This window comes from Paraglaciecola sp., from assembly GCF_039964565.1.
Lineage (GTDB): Bacteria > Pseudomonadota > Gammaproteobacteria > Enterobacterales > Alteromonadaceae > Paraglaciecola.
The window spans coordinates 307,685-325,602 of record NZ_JBDVXF010000005.1 but is presented as its reverse complement, the minus strand read 5'-3'; the positions used below and the strand labels follow the sequence as shown (position 1 = coordinate 325,602).

The 17,918-nt window shown below is 39.8% G+C and carries 22 protein-coding genes; 10 read left to right on the top strand and 12 right to left on the bottom strand.

Annotated elements, in window-relative coordinates:
- The first annotated feature begins 99 nt into the window (after positions 1–99).
- Entirely contained in the window at positions 100–1,296 is a 1,197-nt protein-coding gene (locus ABJK37_RS02825; protein WP_348349886.1) for an MFS transporter, read from the top strand.
- A gap of 315 nt (positions 1,297–1,611) precedes the next feature.
- Positions 1,612–1,980: a Rap1a/Tai family immunity protein gene (locus tag ABJK37_RS02820; RefSeq protein ID WP_348349884.1), complete on the top strand. Its 369-nt coding sequence runs from the start codon at positions 1,612–1,614 to the stop codon at positions 1,978–1,980.
- Between the two features lie 6 nt (positions 1,981–1,986).
- Here the strand turns inward: ABJK37_RS02820 and ABJK37_RS02815 are convergent, their stop codons facing one another.
- A complete protein-coding gene (locus ABJK37_RS02815) occupies positions 1,987–2,592 on the bottom strand; it encodes a hypothetical protein (protein ID WP_348349882.1) in 606 nt (201 codons plus the stop codon).
- Between the two features lie 321 nt (positions 2,593–2,913).
- Here ABJK37_RS02815 and ABJK37_RS02810 point away from each other — a divergent pair, with 321 nt between their 5' ends.
- A complete protein-coding gene (locus tag ABJK37_RS02810) occupies positions 2,914–3,420 on the top strand; it encodes a hypothetical protein (RefSeq protein WP_348349880.1) in 507 nt (168 codons plus the stop codon).
- A gap of 314 nt (positions 3,421–3,734) precedes the next feature.
- Here ABJK37_RS02810 and ABJK37_RS02805 read toward each other — a convergent pair whose 3' ends face one another.
- Positions 3,735–4,112 carry a YacL family protein gene (locus ABJK37_RS02805; RefSeq protein ID WP_348349878.1) on the bottom strand — a complete coding sequence of 126 codons (378 nt, stop codon included), beginning with the start codon at positions 4,110–4,112 and terminating at the stop codon, positions 3,735–3,737.
- Between the two features lie 93 nt (positions 4,113–4,205).
- Positions 4,206–4,724, bottom strand: a complete 519-nt coding sequence (locus ABJK37_RS02800) for a M48 family metallopeptidase (RefSeq protein WP_348349876.1) — start codon at positions 4,722–4,724, stop codon at positions 4,206–4,208.
- 174 nt (positions 4,725–4,898) lie between these two features.
- Here ABJK37_RS02800 and ABJK37_RS02795 point away from each other — a divergent pair, with 174 nt between their 5' ends.
- From ABJK37_RS02795 to ABJK37_RS02775, 5 genes are all read left to right on the top strand, one after another.
- Entirely contained in the window at positions 4,899–5,231 is a 333-nt protein-coding gene (locus tag ABJK37_RS02795) for a metalloregulator ArsR/SmtB family transcription factor (protein WP_348349874.1), read from the top strand.
- A 28-nt stretch (positions 5,232–5,259) separates the two neighbouring features.
- Positions 5,260–5,730, top strand: coding sequence for an arsenate reductase ArsC (locus ABJK37_RS02790; RefSeq protein ID WP_348349872.1), 471 nt, complete (start codon positions 5,260–5,262; stop codon positions 5,728–5,730).
- A gap of 20 nt (positions 5,731–5,750) precedes the next feature.
- Positions 5,751–6,449: an arsenical resistance protein ArsH gene (gene arsH, locus ABJK37_RS02785; RefSeq protein WP_348349963.1), complete on the top strand. Its 699-nt coding sequence runs from the start codon at positions 5,751–5,753 to the stop codon at positions 6,447–6,449.
- Positions 6,450–6,461: 12 nt separating this feature from the next.
- The gene (gene arsB / locus ABJK37_RS02780; RefSeq protein ID WP_348349870.1) at positions 6,462–7,490 is read left to right on the top strand and encodes an ACR3 family arsenite efflux transporter; all 1,029 of its coding nucleotides are present in this window, start codon (positions 6,462–6,464) and stop codon (positions 7,488–7,490) included.
- Between the two features lie 126 nt (positions 7,491–7,616).
- The gene (locus tag ABJK37_RS02775) at positions 7,617–8,612 is read left to right on the top strand and encodes a phospholipase A (protein ID WP_348349868.1); all 996 of its coding nucleotides are present in this window, start codon (positions 7,617–7,619) and stop codon (positions 8,610–8,612) included.
- Here the strand turns inward: ABJK37_RS02775 and ABJK37_RS02770 are convergent.
- The 9 genes from ABJK37_RS02770 to ABJK37_RS02730 all read right to left on the bottom strand — a co-directional run bounded on the left by ABJK37_RS02770 (position 8,590) and on the right by ABJK37_RS02730 (position 16,968).
- A complete protein-coding gene (locus ABJK37_RS02770) occupies positions 8,590–9,525 on the bottom strand; it encodes a diguanylate cyclase (RefSeq protein ID WP_348349866.1) in 936 nt (311 codons plus the stop codon). The genes ABJK37_RS02775 and ABJK37_RS02770 overlap by 23 nt on opposite strands.
- Entirely contained in the window at positions 9,518–10,324 is an 807-nt protein-coding gene (locus ABJK37_RS02765; protein WP_348349960.1) for an alpha/beta hydrolase, read from the bottom strand. The genes ABJK37_RS02770 and ABJK37_RS02765 overlap by 8 nt, the downstream gene beginning before the upstream one ends.
- Before the next feature lie 51 nt (positions 10,325–10,375).
- Complete coding sequence (locus tag ABJK37_RS02760; RefSeq protein ID WP_348349864.1) at positions 10,376–10,792, bottom strand: group 1 truncated hemoglobin; 417 nt, start codon at positions 10,790–10,792, stop codon at positions 10,376–10,378.
- Positions 10,793–10,796: 4 nt separating this feature from the next.
- Positions 10,797–11,666, bottom strand: a complete 870-nt coding sequence (locus ABJK37_RS02755; RefSeq protein ID WP_348349862.1) for a DUF3034 family protein — start codon at positions 11,664–11,666, stop codon at positions 10,797–10,799.
- Positions 11,657–13,978 (bottom strand): EAL domain-containing protein, encoded by a 2,322-nt coding sequence (locus ABJK37_RS02750; RefSeq protein WP_348349860.1) that lies wholly within the window; start codon positions 13,976–13,978, stop codon positions 11,657–11,659. The genes ABJK37_RS02755 and ABJK37_RS02750 overlap by 10 nt, the downstream gene beginning before the upstream one ends.
- Positions 13,979–14,665, bottom strand: a complete 687-nt coding sequence (locus ABJK37_RS02745; protein WP_348349858.1) for a methylamine utilization protein — start codon at positions 14,663–14,665, stop codon at positions 13,979–13,981.
- 138 nt (positions 14,666–14,803) lie between these two features.
- Positions 14,804–15,328, bottom strand: coding sequence for a hypothetical protein (locus ABJK37_RS02740; RefSeq protein ID WP_348349856.1), 525 nt, complete (start codon positions 15,326–15,328; stop codon positions 14,804–14,806).
- Between the two features lie 22 nt (positions 15,329–15,350).
- The gene (locus ABJK37_RS02735) at positions 15,351–16,334 is read right to left on the bottom strand and encodes a zinc transporter ZntB (protein WP_348349854.1); all 984 of its coding nucleotides are present in this window, start codon (positions 16,332–16,334) and stop codon (positions 15,351–15,353) included.
- Positions 16,335–16,347: 13 nt separating this feature from the next.
- The gene (locus tag ABJK37_RS02730) at positions 16,348–16,968 is read right to left on the bottom strand and encodes an ABC transporter substrate-binding protein (protein ID WP_348349852.1); all 621 of its coding nucleotides are present in this window, start codon (positions 16,966–16,968) and stop codon (positions 16,348–16,350) included.
- 458 nt (positions 16,969–17,426) lie between these two features.
- On the opposite strand from ABJK37_RS02730, the gene ABJK37_RS02725 reads away from it, so the two are divergent.
- Together ABJK37_RS02725 and ABJK37_RS02720 are read left to right on the top strand one after the other, a co-directional pair.
- A complete protein-coding gene (locus ABJK37_RS02725) occupies positions 17,427–17,603 on the top strand; it encodes a DUF1328 domain-containing protein (protein ID WP_348349850.1) in 177 nt (58 codons plus the stop codon).
- Positions 17,604–17,656: 53 nt separating this feature from the next.
- The gene (locus ABJK37_RS02720) at positions 17,657–17,848 is read left to right on the top strand and encodes a hypothetical protein (protein WP_348349848.1); all 192 of its coding nucleotides are present in this window, start codon (positions 17,657–17,659) and stop codon (positions 17,846–17,848) included.
- Positions 17,849–17,918 lie beyond the last annotated feature (70 nt).

The window sequence follows — 17,918 nt, the reverse complement described above, 5'->3', positions numbered from 1 at the left end:
ATGAGCATATTTATGTTGGTAACTTAGCCCTCTCTAACAGCACTATGCTTATTGAAGTCTGTTATTATCCGCCCTTCTTTTTAATTGTTGTTTATTGTAATGAGTTCAAATTTGCCTACACGATCCCTTTTTTCCTCTTTCATTTTGATTTTAGGCACTTTATTGATAGCAGCCAATCTACGAGGCCCTATCACCGGTATAGGTCCAGTACTAGAACACGTCATTGCCAATTTCCAACTAACGGCTTCTCAGGCGGGTATGTTAACTACATTACCTTTACTTGCATTTGCTCTCGCCTCGCCTTTGGCAACAAGCCTAGCGAAAAAACAAGGCCTTGAAATATCGTTGTTTATCGCTCTGGTGTTGATTGGCTTGGGGCTGGGTACCCGTATGCTCGATTCAGTGATTACCCTTTACCTGAGTACTGCGATCATCGGTGTGGGTATTGCAATAGGTAACGTTTTATTGCCGAGTTTAATTAAGCGAGACTTCCCACATAAAGTTGCAGTAATGACGTCCGCATATGTATTAGCTATGGGGGTGTTTGGCGGAAGTTATTCTGCTTTAATTATTCCATTGGCTGCTTATCAGGATATCGGTTGGAATATTGCGCTAGCGAGTTATGGTTTAATCACGCTTTTCAGCCTGATTGTTTGGCTGCCGCAGTTAAAATTACATACTAAACCCACCAAAGATCTGACTCAGTCTTACACTAAAGGTAAAATTTGGCATCATGGCGTAGCATGGCATGTGACTTTATTTCTTGGTCTTAACTCATTTTTTACTTATGTCATTATTGCTTGGTTACCTAATATCGTGATGGAAAGTGGATATGATGCGCAACAAGCAGGCGTGTTTCATGGCGCCTTTCAAATTGCCGCTGCGGTGCCTGGAATTATGCTAATACCCCTTTTATCCAAACTAAAAGATCAAAAAATTCTGGCGTTATTGTTAGCCATTTTGGGGTTTCTCAGTGCTTTAGGTCTGTTGTATTTGCCTCACTTTGCTTTTATATGGTCAAGCACTCTAGGCTTTTGCTCTGGGGCCATTTTTATCTTAGGTTTGTCTTTCATCAGTTTACGTACTCATGATCCAAGACAAGCAGCTTCGTTATCAGGAATGGCACAATGCATAGGGTATTTACTGGCAGCTATAGGGCCAATGCTGGCTGGTGGATTACATTCGAACTTCAACAGTTGGGCGCCTGTGTTGTGGATGTGCGCTCTCGCTATTTTGTTGTGCGGTGTGTTTGGTTATTTAGGTGGGCGAAACATTAGTTTACACGAACATGCCTAAGCACAGACGAAAGTATATTAGAGGTCACTCCAATGCAAATCTCGTTTTTTGATTTCCACCAACATACTGGTCAGCTACGAATTTTTTTTGAGAGTCTTCTGCCCGTTAAAACTTCAACTTCCTCTATGATTCGATTACTGCCTAACACTATGCATTTGATTGCTATGAGGTACATCTTCTAATGGTTCTCACAGCAAGCCGATGTCTAATTAATTACTTTTCGAACAAGGCAACCCTTGAGAATTGACTCGTTGAATTTTAGTTCAACCCTGTGTTAGCTTATTTGTTGCTGTGATGTCTAACATGAACTAATCGATGAAATATTTTCTAGTTATCTTATTTTTGCTGTTAACGAGTCAGGTGGGAGCAAAAGAGCGTAAGAATGACGCAGGGCAATTGCAATTAGACTGCGCTGAATATTTAAAGGCTGGCGACGATGCGAGTAAAAATGCATTAAATGCGATGGCCTGCCAAGAGTTTATTCAAGGTATCATCTCCACTAAAACCTACTACAGCCTTTTTTATCAAATAGATAAAGGTTTCTGCTTGCCCAAAATGGTTAATCCAACTGAAGTTGCGACAGCAATCAATAGCTATATCCTGTCGAAGCCGTTAAATAGAGGTTTGATGAAAGGAGCTATTGCGATGAGAGCGTTAGAGCAATCATATCCGTGTAAAAAATAGGTTGAGCTAAGTTAGATCACTTTCTACGAGTGAGGTCACTTGGTTTAATATGATGTCGAGTTTGCTGACTGACCACAAGGCTTTTAGTTTTAACCAGTCGTAACGAAAAGCAATGATACGATCTTCAGCATAAAACAATCTCCAGTTGCCATTAATAACCACTTTGCTTTCAAAATTTTTGCCAGGAATTTGAAAGATTACAATATTGCCATCCCAATCATCTCGTCTATCCTGTGGCCGCACACTTGGCCGTTCAACGTTATGATCGATTATTGCTGCAACTTCAAGAATAATGAGCCTATAGTTTACTTTGTTTTTTTTGATTACCGATTCCACATGGACACTTGCAAAGTAGCCACTATTAGTTAACCACGCTTCACTACTTGCTGGGCCAATAAAATCATAAAGTTGTTGTTGTCGCTTTAATTCAGTATCACGTAGGGGATCGTCGATATTAATCTTTATATTTTCGATATTGAGAATAGAGAATCCTTTACTTCTGGCGAATTCCGTTAATTTTTTGCCTCGCCAAAATTTGTAGCGGAGTCTCAAATAGATGAGCGCGACAATTATTGGCAAAAATAGTAAGAGGTATAGAGGGTCAAAATTCATATGTGGGGGCAATTGTTCCTCAGAGTCATAGTGATAAAACAGTGAATCATGAGGGGTACAGTGTCAAGGAGAGACTTTTGGCTCAAACGGCTTTATCTAGTCACCCAAATTAAATAAATACTCAATAACCAACTAACTTACAAGGTTATAGTGTTGTGAGTATTTTAATTCTGTACTTTTATATGCTCTATTCCCAGGGTAAATGGAACGCAAACGCGAAGCGTATTCTTTATAAGCTCATATTTACAGTTTTCAGGAAAAAATTGCTACTTACCAGATGCTATGTGAATATGAATATTCAGCTACTTAAAAGGATTATGTATGTTGTTAAGTGTTCAAAGAGGTTATCTAAGCCCTCCTAGCTTCAGTCAGATTAAGCGCTTTGTTGAATGGAATGGTGAAAATTTCGAGTGGGTTCTTGTGGTCGTATTATTGGTGGGATTGATGCTGTCGTCTTGGCATGACAACCGAGTCACTAAAATGGTTGTAGAGCAACCACAGCGTAACGATTTTTTCTTTGTCGATTATTTTGCTATCAATGACAACTCTGATGCAAAGTATCGCTATATCCCGATGCGAGTGATGGAAGTGAAAGAAAATTCGTTAGTATTTAAAGTTGGTAATGTCGGACAAAGTAAAAAGTTGTCGCCCACAAAACATGTGAAGTCTGATAGAGCGATGCATCCGAACTATTATCGCAAAGAAACATTGGAATTGACCCTAACGCAGATCTCAGAACTATTCGAATCCGATGCCATTTATGCGGCAGTTAGGCCAAGGAATATTTATATAAATGGCTGGATAGTGATGAAACTCAGCGAGCTCTAAAAAACCGAGCTTTGGTTAATTAACAAAAAGCGCCGACTCATATTACTACGGTTCGGCGCTTCTGTTTTTTGAGTGGAGCTGTCTTCTGCCTTTATAACTATTAGCTGTTATTTTCGGCAACCAATGTGTTGTCTGTACACTTTGGTTAGTCCCTACCTCTCGAAGACAGATCCCTCATTGGCCGTATAAAGCAGTTATCAGGCCATAATTATTTATTGAATTAAAACAATGATTTAGAGTTTTTGTGTGTGGGTATATTATCGAGACTGCACGTATAACGTGAGAAAAAAAACAAAAGTCACCAAAATAGTGCACTAGACTGAATGGTCAATAAAATCTCGCCAGGCACTCAGAAGCGTTTTAAAGTCCGCTAAACCGCAACCCGATTGAATATGTAAATCGGATAACTCTTGGCTTTCATCATCATCGGTCGCCGACATTTCCTGAATAAGGTTGTTATTTTGCACCAGTTCAACTTCGTCATTATCAAATAACAAGTGGAACTCTTTACCGTTATGTTGGTAATCAATGAGTTGTTTGTTTTGTAATTTTTCGACAATGTTAAGCAACAGGTTTATTTGTGAGGTGTCTTGGGCGATATCTTGGCTTAACCAATCACCAAACGCTTCACATTCGAGTTCACATGTTGCGACGGGGCTGCCTAAAAAATCACGGGAAAATTGGTAGTCCATTTGCTGTCACCACTTATTAAATACTAGCTGGATATTATAGGTTATTTAAATCGTGCCTTGAGCATAACTCCCCTAAATAATCATGCTGAATTGCTACTTTGGCTCTTTAAATACCCAACCAGAGCGTTCTAACTCGGTTAAATACACTCGCACATCAAATTCAATTTGATGATAGTCAGGTAGCATATGTTGGCATAACTGATAAAAGGCTTTGTTGTGTTGTTTTTCTTTTAGGTGGGCGAGTTCATGTACCACTATCATGTTTAAAAACGCATCAGGGGTGTGTTTAAACAATGTGCTGATACGTAGTTCATTTTTACTTTTTAACTTACCGCCTTGCACTCTCGCCACATAACTGTGTAAACCCAAGGCATGATTGACTATATGAATTTTACCGTCGTAAATCACCTTGCTGAGTGGTTGGGTCTTTTTCATATATTGGTTTTTTAAGGCTAACGCATAATCTCGTAGATCATTATCGTTGGCTACTTTGTGAATGTTTGGGTAACGGCTACGTAACCAATTCCCTAGTTTATTATTTTCAATTAAACGACTGATCTCATTCTGCAAATGAACGGGGTAGTGGGCCAAGTAGGGTAAATCTTGTGGCATATAACGCACCTTAAAAAACACCTCCCTATACTAACAGTTTTGCTGGGAAGTCGCTTACCTCGTCTAGCAAATCCCAAATTTACTGCAACAAATCCGCTTCATATCTCATTGACATATGAAATTTCATATATATGATATTTCATATGTTATGAGTTGGACGTAGCCTAAACTTTGATGAATCCGGTTTCTTTTTATAAATGTCTATCAGATGACACTCGGCTGAAGTGTTTATTATTGATCACCCTTAAAGGTGAGATGTGCGTGTGTGATTTGATTAGTGCATTAAAGCTAAGCCAGCCTAAAGTATCACGGCATTTAGCTGAGTTACGTAAATGTGAGATTTTGGCTGATAACCGGCGCGGGAAATGGGTGTTTTATCAACTTAATCACGCTTTACCTCAGTGGGCACTAGAGGTGCTTAAAGTGACCACAAAAAACAACCCAGCCTATTTAGATGAAAGTTTAAAAAACCTAGATTTAGCTAACCAACAAGTTAGCTGTTGTTAACCGTATTAATGAAATGGAAAGTGTCTGCATGAAAGTTTTATACATTTGTACCCATAATCGTTGCCGCAGTATTTTGTCGGAAGCTATTACTAATCATTTTTCTGACGGCAAAATCGTAGCAAAAAGTGCTGGCAGCCAACCTGCTGGTGAGGTGCATCCCTTGTCGATTAAATATTTACAAGAAGCGGGTATTGCAACCGATGGATTGCACAGTCAGTCTTGGGATGATTTTGAAGCATTCGACGCGGACTTAGTGGTGACTGTGTGTGATTCCGCAGCTGGCGAAAGTTGCCCCTTATGGTTTGGTAAAAGTCTAAAAGTACACTGGGGTTTGGCAGATCCATCTAAGTTGCAAGGAACCGAAGAACAACTTGCCGAAGCCTTTAGGTCCACGATTGAGCAGATAAAAAACAGAGTGTTTCAGTTAGTTGAGCTTGATGTTGATGTTAAAGACAAGGTCGCATTTAAAGCGGCGCTTGCAGAATTAGGAGCGGCCTAATGCCTAAACTTGATGCAACTATGCCTAATCTCGATGTGACACAATTTAATGTGCCTAATAACCAAAGTTTTGTTAAGACAAGCTCAGATCATAAACCTAAAATACTGTTACTTTATGGTTCACTCCGAGCGCGTTCTTTTAGTCGTTTAGTTGTTGAAGAATCGGCTCGTTTATTAAATGCCATGGGAGCAGAAACCCGAATTTTTGATCCTACGGGATTACCCATGCCAGATGGCGATGACGCTAGCCACGTCAAAGTGGTGGAATTGCGAGAGTTAATGATGTGGTCAGAAGGTCAAGTCTGGTGCTCTCCGGAGCGTCATGGCGCCATGACTGGTATACTTAAAAGTCAAATCGACTGGGTACCACTTAGCATTGGTGCAGTCCGTCCCACTCAAGGTAAAACCTTAGCCGTAATGCAGGTTTCGGGGGGCTCTCAGTCGTTTAATGCTGTGAATCAAATGCGAGTGTTAGGTCGTTGGATGCGAATGTTGACTATTCCTAATCAATCATCAGTTGCCAAAGCATTTATGGAATTTGATGATAATGATCGCATGAAACCTTCGCCTTATTACAACCGTATAGTGGATGTTTTAGAGGAGTTGATGAAGTTCACATTGTTGACGCGAGACAATAGTGACTACTTAGTTGACCGTTATTCAGAACGCGTCGAGTCGGCAGAGCAAGTCTCCGAGCGCGTTAATCAGCGTTCAATCTAAAGGGGTTATGACATGGGATTATTTGAACGTTATTTATCTGTTTGGGTCGGCATCAGCATTATAGCCGGCGTAATCTTAGGAATACTTATTCCAGACACTTTTGCTTTGGTCGCGGGCCTAGAATACGCCCACGTAAATATAGTGGTGGCAGTACTCATTTGGTTAATGGTTTACCCCATGATGATCCAAATAGACTTTTCATCCATTAAAGATGTGGGTAAGAAACCCAAAGGTTTAGCATTAACACTGGCAATTAATTGGTTGATAAAACCTTTTACTATGGCTGCGTTAGGTTGGTTGTTTTTTAAAGGTTTTTTTGCTGATTGGGTCGATCCACAATCGGCAAACGAATATATAGCCGGTATGATTTTATTGGGTGTAGCGCCTTGTACCGCTATGGTTTTTGTATGGAGCCAAATGACCAAAGGCGACGCCAATTATACCTTGGTTCAGGTGTCGATTAACGACATTATTATGATTTTTGCTTTTGCTCCTATCACCGCTTTGTTATTGGGCGTTAGCGATATTCAAGTGCCTTGGAATACCTTGCTGATATCTGTGGTGCTTTACGTTTTGTTACCTTTAGTGGCTGGGGCGTTGACTCGTTCAATGTTAGATAAAAAGGTTGATGGACATCATGAGCAAGAAAACATTGATAGTTTTGTTGCAAAACTTAAACCTTGGTCGATAGTGGGCTTATTAGGAACAGTTGTGTTGCTGTTTGGTTTTCAAGCGCAAACTATTCTAGATAAACCACAAGCGATTTTGTTGATTGCCATACCACTAATTATTCAAACCTATGGTATTTTTGCTATCGCTTACTTCATCGCTAAGCGCCTTAAACTTCCCCACAATGTTGCAGGGCCTGCCAGTATGATTGGTACCTCTAACTTTTTTGAATTAGCGGTAGCCGTAGCAATATCACTGTTTGGGTTACATTCAGGTGCCGCCTTAGCCACTGTAGTGGGTGTATTAGTAGAAGTACCAGTGATGTTGTCATTGGTGTATTTTGTTAATAAAACTCAACATTGGTTTGAATAGAGGTAATCACAAACTAAAAAGGCTACAAAGATAATAGAAATACGGGAGATTGTTTGCATTCGTCATCTGTGCTGTCAGAATACGCGATGTTAGAGGTTGCTATAAGTTTTTGGGAATGGTTTAGTGATGAAAATTGCTGTATTGATTTTATTGGCAGGTATGGGTGTAACGACTATTAATGTGGTTACAGCAGCTGAGTCTGTTGAGCACAACGCTTTTGACGAATGTTTATTAGTTGCCCTTAAACAAGCAAAGCCTGAACAAACCGTGGCTGAGTTAAGGAAAAGTTGTGAAGAAACAGCGCCTACATTACTCAAATACCGCGTTGAGTTAGAAAAGCAAGCGTCGAAAAATCGTTTTGCGATAGTGCCTCACAAGCCCAATTTTGTGCTACCCGCGAGCATAACTAATATCAATCAAGAACCTTATATTGATACCCCTGTCGATTCTCAATTGGATGACGTTGAAGTTAAGTTTCAGGTTTCTTTGAAGTATTTAGCTGTACAAGACTTGGTATTTAAAGATCTTGATTTAGCGGTTGCTTTCACTACCACTAGTTGGTGGCAAGCCTACAATAGTGATATTTCAGCACCTTTTCGAGAAACAAATTACGAACCAGAGTTAATATTCAATTATCATCACTCTTGGTCGTTATTGGGCTTACCAATAGAGCAAACTTCATTGTCATTTAACCACCAGTCTAACGGACAAACTGGGCTATTGTCGAGAAGTTGGAATAGGGTGATTTTATCCTTTGCCTTCGCGCCAACAGACAATGTGCTTTGGGGATTTCGAACTTGGTACCGGTTACCAGAAGATGAAAAAATCGACCCTCTCGACCCATCAGGTGACGACAACCCCGATATTGAAAAATATATGGGGTACGGTGAATTAGGAGGATTGTGGCGGATTTCAGAAAATAATTCACTAGAATTTATGTTTCGCAATAACCTAAGGACAGATAATAATAGAGGTGCGATCCAATTAGGCTGGTCGTTCCCGATTAATGGCCGCCTTCAAGGATACGTTGAATATTTTAATGGTTATGGAGAAAGCCTAATTTATTACAACCAGCATTCCCAAAGGTTAGGTATTGGATTCAAGTTAACAAATTGGTTGTAGAAAGCCTAGGGATCTCGGCTTCAAAAAATTCGGTTCTATTTCGACCTTTTTCTTTCGCCTGATACAGTGCGCTATCAGCTTGCATAGTTAAGTCGTGTAGGCTCTGGCTCCCGTCACTCATAGTGATTCCTATGCTCACCGTGATAGAAAAATCATCGACTTCTATTTTTGATGTTAACCTGTGTAAACGCTCAGCAAATAAATTAGCGTCATTAACTCCTGTGTCAGGCAGAAGCATAATAAACTCCTCGCCTCCAAAGCGCGCAATTAAGTCCGTCTCTCTACCAAACGTTTGCAACGCACGACCTAACTCTTGTAAAATTCGATCGCCTTCTAAATGACCAAACGAATCATTTATTCTCTTAAAGTGGTCGATATCAATCATTAATAAGGCGATTGTATGGTCATATCGTTTTGCTTGTTTAATAAGCTCAGGTGCCCGTAGATTCATTTCCCGGCGATTCATAAGCCCAGTTAATTCATCAGTAGATGACTTAGAATGTAGTACTTTTGCTTGTTTCTCTAGCATATTACGGGTTTCTATCAATTCTTCGTAAAGTCTGCCTCGTTTGGTCGCGTTGAAAAAACTCCAATAAATATGTCCTTTTTCATCCATTCTGGCATTAACTATAATAGGCACGCGTTGTGCTTTACCATCCAACAAGGCTAGTTGCATTTCCTCACACTTTTTTTCGTGCAACAACAATGGCATTAAATAACTCTCGCAAAATATTCTTGAAGAATGGGTAAATAATTCATCAGCATTTTTACCTATTAACGATTCTATTTGCCAATTTAGTTCATCAGAGAAATACGCATTAGCGTATGTAATAATACGTTTTTCATTTGTAACTAACGCGCCAAATTGAAATGCATCCGGCGTCAAAAGTTCTCGCTCTGTTTTTTTAGGCAATGTATTCCCTCAAACATTGGTTAACGATGTCAGGATGGGTCATGTGCAAACAATGCCCCTTCGCTTCTACTAATTTTAATTCCGCTTCTGGCAATTGTTCCATCATAAAATCACCAATGATAGTGGAGGCTAATGAATCTTGGCTACTTTGAAAAATTAAGACAGGGTGTTTAGCTTTCCTCAATAAATTGCGATAATCAGAGAAAAAAGTGGCTTTGGCAAATGTTTTTGCTATTACTGGGTCCGTCGAGCAAAAGCTTCCAGATAATTCAGCAACAAAATCCTCGGAGCTGCCTGACCCAATAACAAGAGGGGCTAGATAGTTTGCCCATCCAATATAATTTTTGTCCATCAAATCTAGTAGTTCTTCTAAATCTGATTGTTCAAACCCTCCATAGTAATCTGGCTTAAAATTTAAGAAGCAAGGAGAAGGGCAAACCATTATTAAGCGACTAAAGATACTTGGCTGTTGAATCGAAGCTATAAGTCCTATCATGCTACTAACTGAATGGCCAACCAATACAACATCCTCTAAATCCAACGCTTGGCAAATGTCTAGAATATCTTGAGCATAACCTTCTAGTGAACTGTATCGATCTTGATCATAATAAGAAACGTCGGAGTTGCCTGATCCAACATAATCAAACAATACGATTCTATAATGTGGAATTAACGCCGGTAACATTAGGCGCCACATATTTTGATCGCAGCCGAAACCATGGGCCAATAGCAGGGTTTTTTCGCCTGACCCGGTGATCGTTACATTGTTCCTTTTTACTATTTCATTGCTATAGGGCATTTTTTCCTCGTACATAAAGCTCTGCGGATCGTGATGTTTAATAAAATTTAATCATTGGTAAATCATCTGATTTCGGGTCTGTATCATCGTAGCTAAAACCTTGTTCTGAACCGTGTGTGGGATTTCTGCCTGGGTCATAGCATTGATAAATAGATCTACGCCATGGTTAAAAGTTGATTCGCTGATATTCATGCCAGCATGCACTTGTTCCATAGTATCACCGGTATACTGGCATGGCCCACCGGTGAGTAAACAGAGGTGTTCGATAAGTTTTTCTCTAAAACGATTGATATCGGAATCTTTGAAAAACTCGAACAATACCGAGTCAAATTCAATTTCATAAATAAAATTATCGACTATTTCTTCGATTTTGGCTTGTCCGCCTAATTGTTGATATGTGTTGCCGTTTTGCGTGGCGCAGCTACTTAACAGTAAATACAAAGTAACTAGTAAAATTAGCGTTTTCATAGGGTTACCAAAGTTGCCCGTTTAGTGACAGATATAGACCTTTTTGGTTGTTTGCACCGGCAATACTGCCGAGCTCAGCCCAAGCCAGAGTAAAGCTTAGATTTTTGCTGGGAATATAACTAATAAATAGGTCAAACCAATCTTCTTCACCTAGCCCTAAATTATCAGGTTTTTGGCGATATTCTGCACCAACAGCGAGATGTCGACTCAATAACACAGCAGCCGAAGCTTCTGCCATAATTTGGTAGCTATCATTTTTAATTCCACCAAAACCAAGCAATCCTAGCTGGTTAGCCTTGGTTGCTCTAGCCGTTACACTCCACAGTGCGTTAAAGCCAGCAATAGCCCCTAAATGTACTTTGGTAGCCGCTAGATATAGATCCGTTCCATTTGAGTCATCTGTTGCTCCTACTGCATTCGCAATGCTGGCGTCATCTAATGTTTTGTGTTGTATGCCCACACTAAGTTGTGGCCAAGTTGAATACACCACATCACCATAAATTCGATATTTAACACCGTAGATATTTTGTTCAATATCACCCCCTAGGGTTTTCAAATCAAAACGCTGTTGGGCAATACTTATTTCGACTCTATCGTAAAAAGAAGCACTGACACCCAATACGTTTAAACGGTAGTCATCTAGGTAAACTTGGGTGCCAAAAGCGTTCACCGATATTTGCTCTCTAGAATCATAACCTGCCAATGTGGCCCAAGTTACGATGCCACCGCCACCGCTACCTTCAAGTTGATTTAGACCCGCTGTGCCTATTAGTTTACCGTCACTTGCCTTGGCGATAAGCGAAACCAAACCTAGAAAAATGACTAAGGATTGGCACCAATATAAGCGCCCATTGTTTGTTTTTATTATAGCCATTTGGTGGTTAGATTATCCTGATACCATGAGATGAATTTATCTGCAGATGTTGGCTTACAAATATAATAACCTTGGGCTAACTCGCAGCCCCATTGCGCTAGAAGTGTTAAGGCTTGAATGTTTTCTATGCCTTCTGCCACTACATTCATATCAAAACTATGAGCAAGGCTGATAACAGTCTTAACAATTTTTTGGTCACCTTGGTTTTCATGTAAATTAAGCACAAAGCTCTTGTCTACTTTCAAAGTGTTGACAGGTAAATTTTGTAAGTACGCCATGGATGAGTATCCAGTACCAAAGTCATCAATGGCTATTTCAAATCCATTATCTCGAAACGCTTGTAGGTGGGTGATGGCTTTGTTGTGGTCTTTCACTAAGTCACCCTCGGTTATTTCAAACGATAAACATTGGGTGTTTAGGTTATTTGCTTGAAGTAAATCCAGTACGTTAGGTAATAGCGCGGGATTCATAATATCTTTTGCTGAAAGGTTAATTGCTATCGACACATCTACTTCGGCATCTCGGAATATCGCTGCATCCTTGATTGCGCGATTGATGACCCAGTTGGTAATGCCTTCAATAAATCCTGCTTGTTCTGCCACAGCGATAAAGTCTTCTGGCGAAACAAAACCCAAGCTGGTATTTGTCCAGCGTATCAAGGCTTCAACGTGAGTGACTTTGCCCTCTTGTAAGTCGAGTTTAGGTTGATAGTTGAGACTTAACTCTTCTTGGCGGTGATCTAGGGTGTTTTTTAATTCGGTAATAATAGACAAGCGCCGCGAGTAGCGTGCTTCTAGTGGAGAATCAAAGGCCAGTACAAATTGGCGAGTGATTTGTGCTTCATCCAAAACTATATTGAGCCGTTTAAATACCTGTTCTGCATTGTTGGCATCTTTAGGACAATATATTAAGCCTAGAGCGACTTTTATATTGATAATGACATCGATGGCATTGATTGGTGCTTCCAATGTTGATTTTATTGATTCAATCGATTCTTGAGATGGCTGTTGTGAGGGTATCCACAATAGTTCTCCACCCGTTAGTCTTGCAGCAATACCATCAAATTTTGAGAGGCGTTGTGCTAGTTCCTCAAGACAATGATCGCCATTGTGGTAACCAAATACATCGTTAATGCCACGAAAGCCAAAAATGTTAATGCCAATGGCCACAAAATTGTCGTTGTCACTAAACTTTTGTTCTAGCAAGGTTTCGACATGCTGCCGGTTATATAGCGAAGTTAAAACATCGTGTCTTGCCTGGAATATTATTTCTTCTTCACGGGTTTGCACGTTACTTTGCATCTTGCTAAAGGCTTTAGACAATAAGCTGACTTCTGTGGTTTTAGTCTCGACTACTGCATCTTTAGTGTAATCGCCCACCGCTATTCGTTTGGCTATATCGGCCAGAACTACTAATGGTTTGGATATTCTTCGTGAAAATAACGCCGCTAAAAACGTCGCTAGCAAAATAACGATTATACCTAATGCAGTAATACTAAATTGCAGTGAATTGAAGTCTGCAAAAAGCAACTGTGCGTCCTCAGATAAGGTAATGATTGTTTGGTGTTCGAGGGCATCGCTTAAAGTAAATTGTTGAGAAACGTAGGGTGTATCCTGAGTTATGGTAATAGACAACCAAGATGGGCGCTCATTGATTTGCGCTAAGGCTTGTTCTACCAAAGGTGCCGGTAAGGTACTAATTTTAAATATTTCGTTTTGCTGGCTGTATACCTGTAAGGTTGTTTCGAGTTTAGTTATATCTTTTAACTGAGCTAAAATAGGGTCGCCTAGCTTGAACCCAACTAACGCAATGGCAATGGGGGTCGGCGCGTCAACGGTTAACATGATGACTTGGTAGAGTTGTTTGTTCAACATCATCAGCGAAGTGTAACCACCTTTGCTAATCACACTCTCTATGGCTTGTGGGTAGGGAAATTCTTGATCCATTTTTAGTGCTGCTGGCACACTGGTGATTGAACTTCCCGTCAAGGATACAAGGGCCATTAAATCGGCGTTAATGCGTTGTCCGTGATTAAATAAGGCGCTATCGATAGTGCCTTTGTCTAAGGATGCAACGGCCTGTTTAAAACCAAAGTCAGCGGTGAGCACCGAGGCTGAAATATAAAGTAGATCTTCGCGACTTTGTAGTACTCGTTGTAATACGTTTTCTGCAATCGATAAGTCTCGTTCTAACTTTTCTCGAGTTTGTTCATCGGTGGCTATCCAAACATTGATAAAGGTTGTGAGTGCCGTGAGTATTACTAAGCCTGCAACTAGCCTGAAGATACTCTGATTAAGTGGAGTTTGGGTCAATTAGTTATTTCCTCTGTCAAACTTCTTCGATTTAAAGGTACGTTGAGTTGGGATGACTGTATCTTCAAGTAAATTCAAAACAATTGGAAAGGGGGCCTCAAGCGATGTTTCAGGCAGTTGAAAGTTCTTTCTGAGTATCTTGTTAGTAGACAAATTGGGGTGCCATAACTTCAACATCAATCCGTTTTCGGGTACTTCAGCTAAGCCATGTTTATTAGACACAACGGTTTGCTCATTATCGGCGACATAAATGTAGCCTACCATCTGATCGTGTATATTACAGCCAAGAACCACAATGCCTGCTTGATCAAATACCAACTCTTTTGTATCCCCTCCTTTGAACATTCTAAATTCAAAAGGTTTAGGCTTTGAGAAACTATAGAGATGGTGGCGAATGTTGTCGCTATTTGGAAAAGAAACGCGTTGATTTTTTTGGACTACTAATAGTCGAGGTGAAAATTGTTTATCGATTTGATCCATTACCAAAAGCTTAACATTATCAGCTTGAGTTGGCTTAGTTGTAGCAAAACTTACCACTACATTTTCGATTGGTTTATTAAATTGGTCTGTAATGTAAAGGGTTTTTGCCATAACAACCGGATCGAATAGGATTACGGCAATAAAGGTAAAACAAAATGAATTGTTTATCGTCTTTAGAAATACACGGCCAAATTTTCTAGTCGTCATACTGCTCAACTCTTGTAGTTGTCTAAATAAAATAAACCAAATACGTTAACACTCCTAACTTAGCAGAAAATGCTAAGCCATACTTTAACTATTGAATACCAATATTCAGTGACAGATTAGCTTGTGTAAACGGCTATTCTAATGCCATATAAATCGCAGTTGTCCCGTGGAAATTTCAATTTTGTCAGCTTTACGTTTAGGAACAAATGCGTTCAATTTTGTGAGGTTAAATAACTTTATATCTTCGAAGTCGTTGATGAGGCTTTGTTTGATGGCTTTTTCAGTGGGTTGCGAGTCAACATAAGAATCTTGTTCAACTCGATAGCTATCTAACCGCAAATCTTCAAATAAATACGACTCTAAAAACTGGTCAAACTCCATTTTGCCAACAAATACTAATTTTGCGGAATACTCTTGTTTATCCTTACTGGCAGATACTAACATTTGTAATTTAACCGTTTGATCTAAGGTATCTATGAGAATTTGCGCATCAGAAAAGCTTGCTTCGATCCCTTGGAAGGACTTTTCAATGGGAAATTGCCGTGCCAAATTCCGGTTAATTGTTTTAGCCTTTACAATTTCAAAGGATTTTTCTACTTGGGAATAGGCTGGTGTGTTTCCAAGAGCCCACAGACTCAGAACTATAACAAGGGGTTTAATCACCAGTTTGCTCCTAATAAAATATCTAAAACCACTTTTTCCACAACATGCCAATCAACAATATCACCGCTAAAATAACCATGGTAGCGGTTAAATATACAAAGGCATTAGGCTCTTCGGTGCCGGGTAAACCCGCTACATTCATTCCAAATATACCAGTTAGAAAGGATAAAGGTAGAAATATTGCGGTGACCAAAGATAACACGTACATGCGCATCCCTTGTTGTTCGGCAATCCGGTTACGTAACTCATCTTGTAATACCATGGCCCGCTCCTTAGCCAGATCTAGGTCTTCAACGTAGCGAGTCATTCGGTCAGTTTGCTCTCGCAATTCAAACGCCTGTTGTTGATTCAAGGATTTGTTGAAGCGATACATGGCATCAAGAGCATCTCGTTGCGGTGCTAAATAACGGCGAATAGCTGCGGCTTGGCGGCGGATCATCGACAATTTTATTCTATCTCGTTTGTCAGATTTATCTAATGCCTCGAATTCGGTGAGATCTTCATCTAAAACATCCACTGTCTCGCTGATCCTGTCGGCAATTTTGGTAATAATTCTTAGTGCTAAGTCCAATGGCGCCTCAGGAATCTGGCCTTTTTCAAGTTCTTCTTTCGCATCTTGTACTGATAATAATTGCCGGTCTTTACGCCTAGCAGAAATTAATATGTTTTCGCCAATCCATAAACGCAACGACACCATATCTTCAGGATCAGCATCAGGATTGTGGTTAATTCCTCGTAAGTACAGCAGCATTCCGTCACCTAGCTGTATCGCTTTAGGGCGAGTTTCAGCAGTGCAAAGTGCATCTATTATTTCGTTTGGTAACCCCAAACCCTGTAAACATTGTTTCGAATCTTTAGTATCAGATTGAATATGAAACCAATCAAACCCTAAAGAAGAGGGATCATCAGTGGTTTGTTCAACGGTTGTGGGTAGGGGCGAGTGGGGCTTACCAATATTATTGATTGCCCACAACATAGCCTGAGTTTTTGGGTGAGTATTGGACATTTAGTTGTCTAGTTTACTTATCAGATTTTGGGGGGTGAGTACTTTTCACCCGCATAAAATCGATCACCGCATCAATACCCTGCTGGCGAACAATAGGGGCGAACTCTGCTCGTTTGGATTGCACCAGACTTATTCCTTCGGCTATAAGATCGTAGGCTTTCCACTCGCCTTCTTTGTTGCGGCGCACTTGAAAGGTGATGCTAATATCTGGTTTTCCAGATTCCTTAATGATGGCTTTAACTGGCACTGTCTTTTTGTTTTCGGTAGGTCGAGAAGGCTCGAACTCTACATTTTGATTTTTATAGCTGCTTAACGCATTAGAATAGGTAGATAACAAATACACCCTAAATTCCTCAAAATATACAATCAGCTTTTCACGAGGTATATCTTTTGCCTGCGTACCTAACACACTTAAAGCCGCATATACGTGATCTACATGTGGCAACAACTGTTGCTCTACAATTTTTTTCAACGTGTCAGGATTGCTCTCAATTAGCGTTTGATCTTGTTTCATTTTCGCGAAAGTTGCCGTCGCTACATCTTTAACAAAAATATAGGGGTCTTCTGACGGCTTTCCTAAAGCGTTAAAACTCATCGTCAGGACAAAGATAGCTAGTTTTATCGATTTGAACATTGGGTAAATCTCCAAGGGTAATCCCGAGTACGTATATCACTTTGCATTGTACTATCGGTTGCTAATGACTGATATCTAAAAAGGGGAGCATTTATTCCCGTAACGCCTGCAAAAAATGCAAATTGTCATCCTGAGTCACTATCTCAAATAAAAATTAACAGTTTTAAGTAATTGATCCTAACTTTAATTGGTTTGGTGTTAACAAGGCATCCTTGTAAGAGGCTCTGTTCTGAGTTGCTGATGGTCTCTTTAATTTAAAGATATGTAAATAATGAAACTTGTTCTTAGTGAGTGTGTAAATTTTTCACAATTAGATTATAGAAGTTTAAAAGATAATATCTCGCTTGTGAATAAAATTCATATAAAACAACTGCTTAATGTTTATTTAATGCTTGGCATAGATGTCGCATATTCTAAAGTGTCAAATCATAAAACATAACAAACGGGAGAAAATTATTATGTTGGGCTGGGCATTAACATTTTTTATTATCGCCATCGTAGCTGCAGTTTTTGGTTTTGGTGGTATAGCAGGCGCTGCAACAGGTATTGCTAAAATCATATTCTTTATTTTTATCGTGCTGCTGGTGTTATCACTTATATCAAACGCACTAAGAGGAAAATCCCCGAAAGTTTAGGGGCGTAAATTTTAACCACTAATTTTACTATATTAATTGAAACGGAGAGAACCATGAAAAATTTAAAATATTTTACTACGACTTTACTTGCTTTAACTGCGGTATTTGCTTTATCTGCTTGTGATGGTGAAGCAGAAGATGCAGGTGAAAAACTAGACGAAATTGCAACAGACGCGGGCAATGCAGTTGAAGATGCTTGTGAAGACCTAAAAGAAGCGGCAAAGGCTGAAAACGACAACTGTTAATCAGCAACACTTTGCATAAGAAAGGGCTTTTTGGCCCTTTTTTTATGGCTGAAGTTAAACAGAGAAACAA

Bases quoted from the DNA above. Each gene is read 5' to 3' on its own strand.
- ABJK37_RS02825 (WP_348349886.1), top strand. From the start codon at position 100: ATGAGTTCAAATTTGCCTACACGATCCCTTTTTTCCTCTTTCATTTTG.
- ABJK37_RS02820 (WP_348349884.1), top strand. From the start codon at position 1,612: ATGAAATATTTTCTAGTTATCTTATTTTTGCTGTTAACGAGTCAGGTG.
- ABJK37_RS02815 (WP_348349882.1), bottom strand. From the start codon at position 2,592: ATGAATTTTGACCCTCTATACCTCTTACTATTTTTGCCAATAATTGTC.
- ABJK37_RS02810 (WP_348349880.1), top strand. From the start codon at position 2,914: ATGTTGTTAAGTGTTCAAAGAGGTTATCTAAGCCCTCCTAGCTTCAGT.
- ABJK37_RS02805 (WP_348349878.1), bottom strand. From the start codon at position 4,112: ATGGACTACCAATTTTCCCGTGATTTTTTAGGCAGCCCCGTCGCAACA.
- ABJK37_RS02800 (WP_348349876.1), bottom strand. From the start codon at position 4,724: ATGCCACAAGATTTACCCTACTTGGCCCACTACCCCGTTCATTTGCAG.
- ABJK37_RS02795 (WP_348349874.1), top strand. From the start codon at position 4,899: ATGAATCCGGTTTCTTTTTATAAATGTCTATCAGATGACACTCGGCTG.
- ABJK37_RS02790 (WP_348349872.1), top strand. From the start codon at position 5,260: ATGAAAGTTTTATACATTTGTACCCATAATCGTTGCCGCAGTATTTTG.
- arsH (WP_348349963.1), top strand. From the start codon at position 5,751: ATGCCTAATCTCGATGTGACACAATTTAATGTGCCTAATAACCAAAGT.
- arsB (WP_348349870.1), top strand. From the start codon at position 6,462: ATGGGATTATTTGAACGTTATTTATCTGTTTGGGTCGGCATCAGCATT.
- ABJK37_RS02775 (WP_348349868.1), top strand. From the start codon at position 7,617: ATGAAAATTGCTGTATTGATTTTATTGGCAGGTATGGGTGTAACGACT.
- ABJK37_RS02765 (WP_348349960.1), bottom strand. From the start codon at position 10,324: ATGCCCTATAGCAATGAAATAGTAAAAAGGAACAATGTAACGATCACC.
- ABJK37_RS02760 (WP_348349864.1), bottom strand. From the start codon at position 10,792: ATGAAAACGCTAATTTTACTAGTTACTTTGTATTTACTGTTAAGTAGC.
- ABJK37_RS02755 (WP_348349862.1), bottom strand. From the start codon at position 11,666: ATGGCTATAATAAAAACAAACAATGGGCGCTTATATTGGTGCCAATCC.
- ABJK37_RS02745 (WP_348349858.1), bottom strand. From the start codon at position 14,665: ATGACGACTAGAAAATTTGGCCGTGTATTTCTAAAGACGATAAACAAT.
- ABJK37_RS02735 (WP_348349854.1), bottom strand. From the start codon at position 16,334: ATGTCCAATACTCACCCAAAAACTCAGGCTATGTTGTGGGCAATCAAT.
- ABJK37_RS02730 (WP_348349852.1), bottom strand. From the start codon at position 16,968: ATGTTCAAATCGATAAAACTAGCTATCTTTGTCCTGACGATGAGTTTT.
- ABJK37_RS02725 (WP_348349850.1), top strand. From the start codon at position 17,427: ATGTTGGGCTGGGCATTAACATTTTTTATTATCGCCATCGTAGCTGCA.
- ABJK37_RS02720 (WP_348349848.1), top strand. From the start codon at position 17,657: ATGAAAAATTTAAAATATTTTACTACGACTTTACTTGCTTTAACTGCG.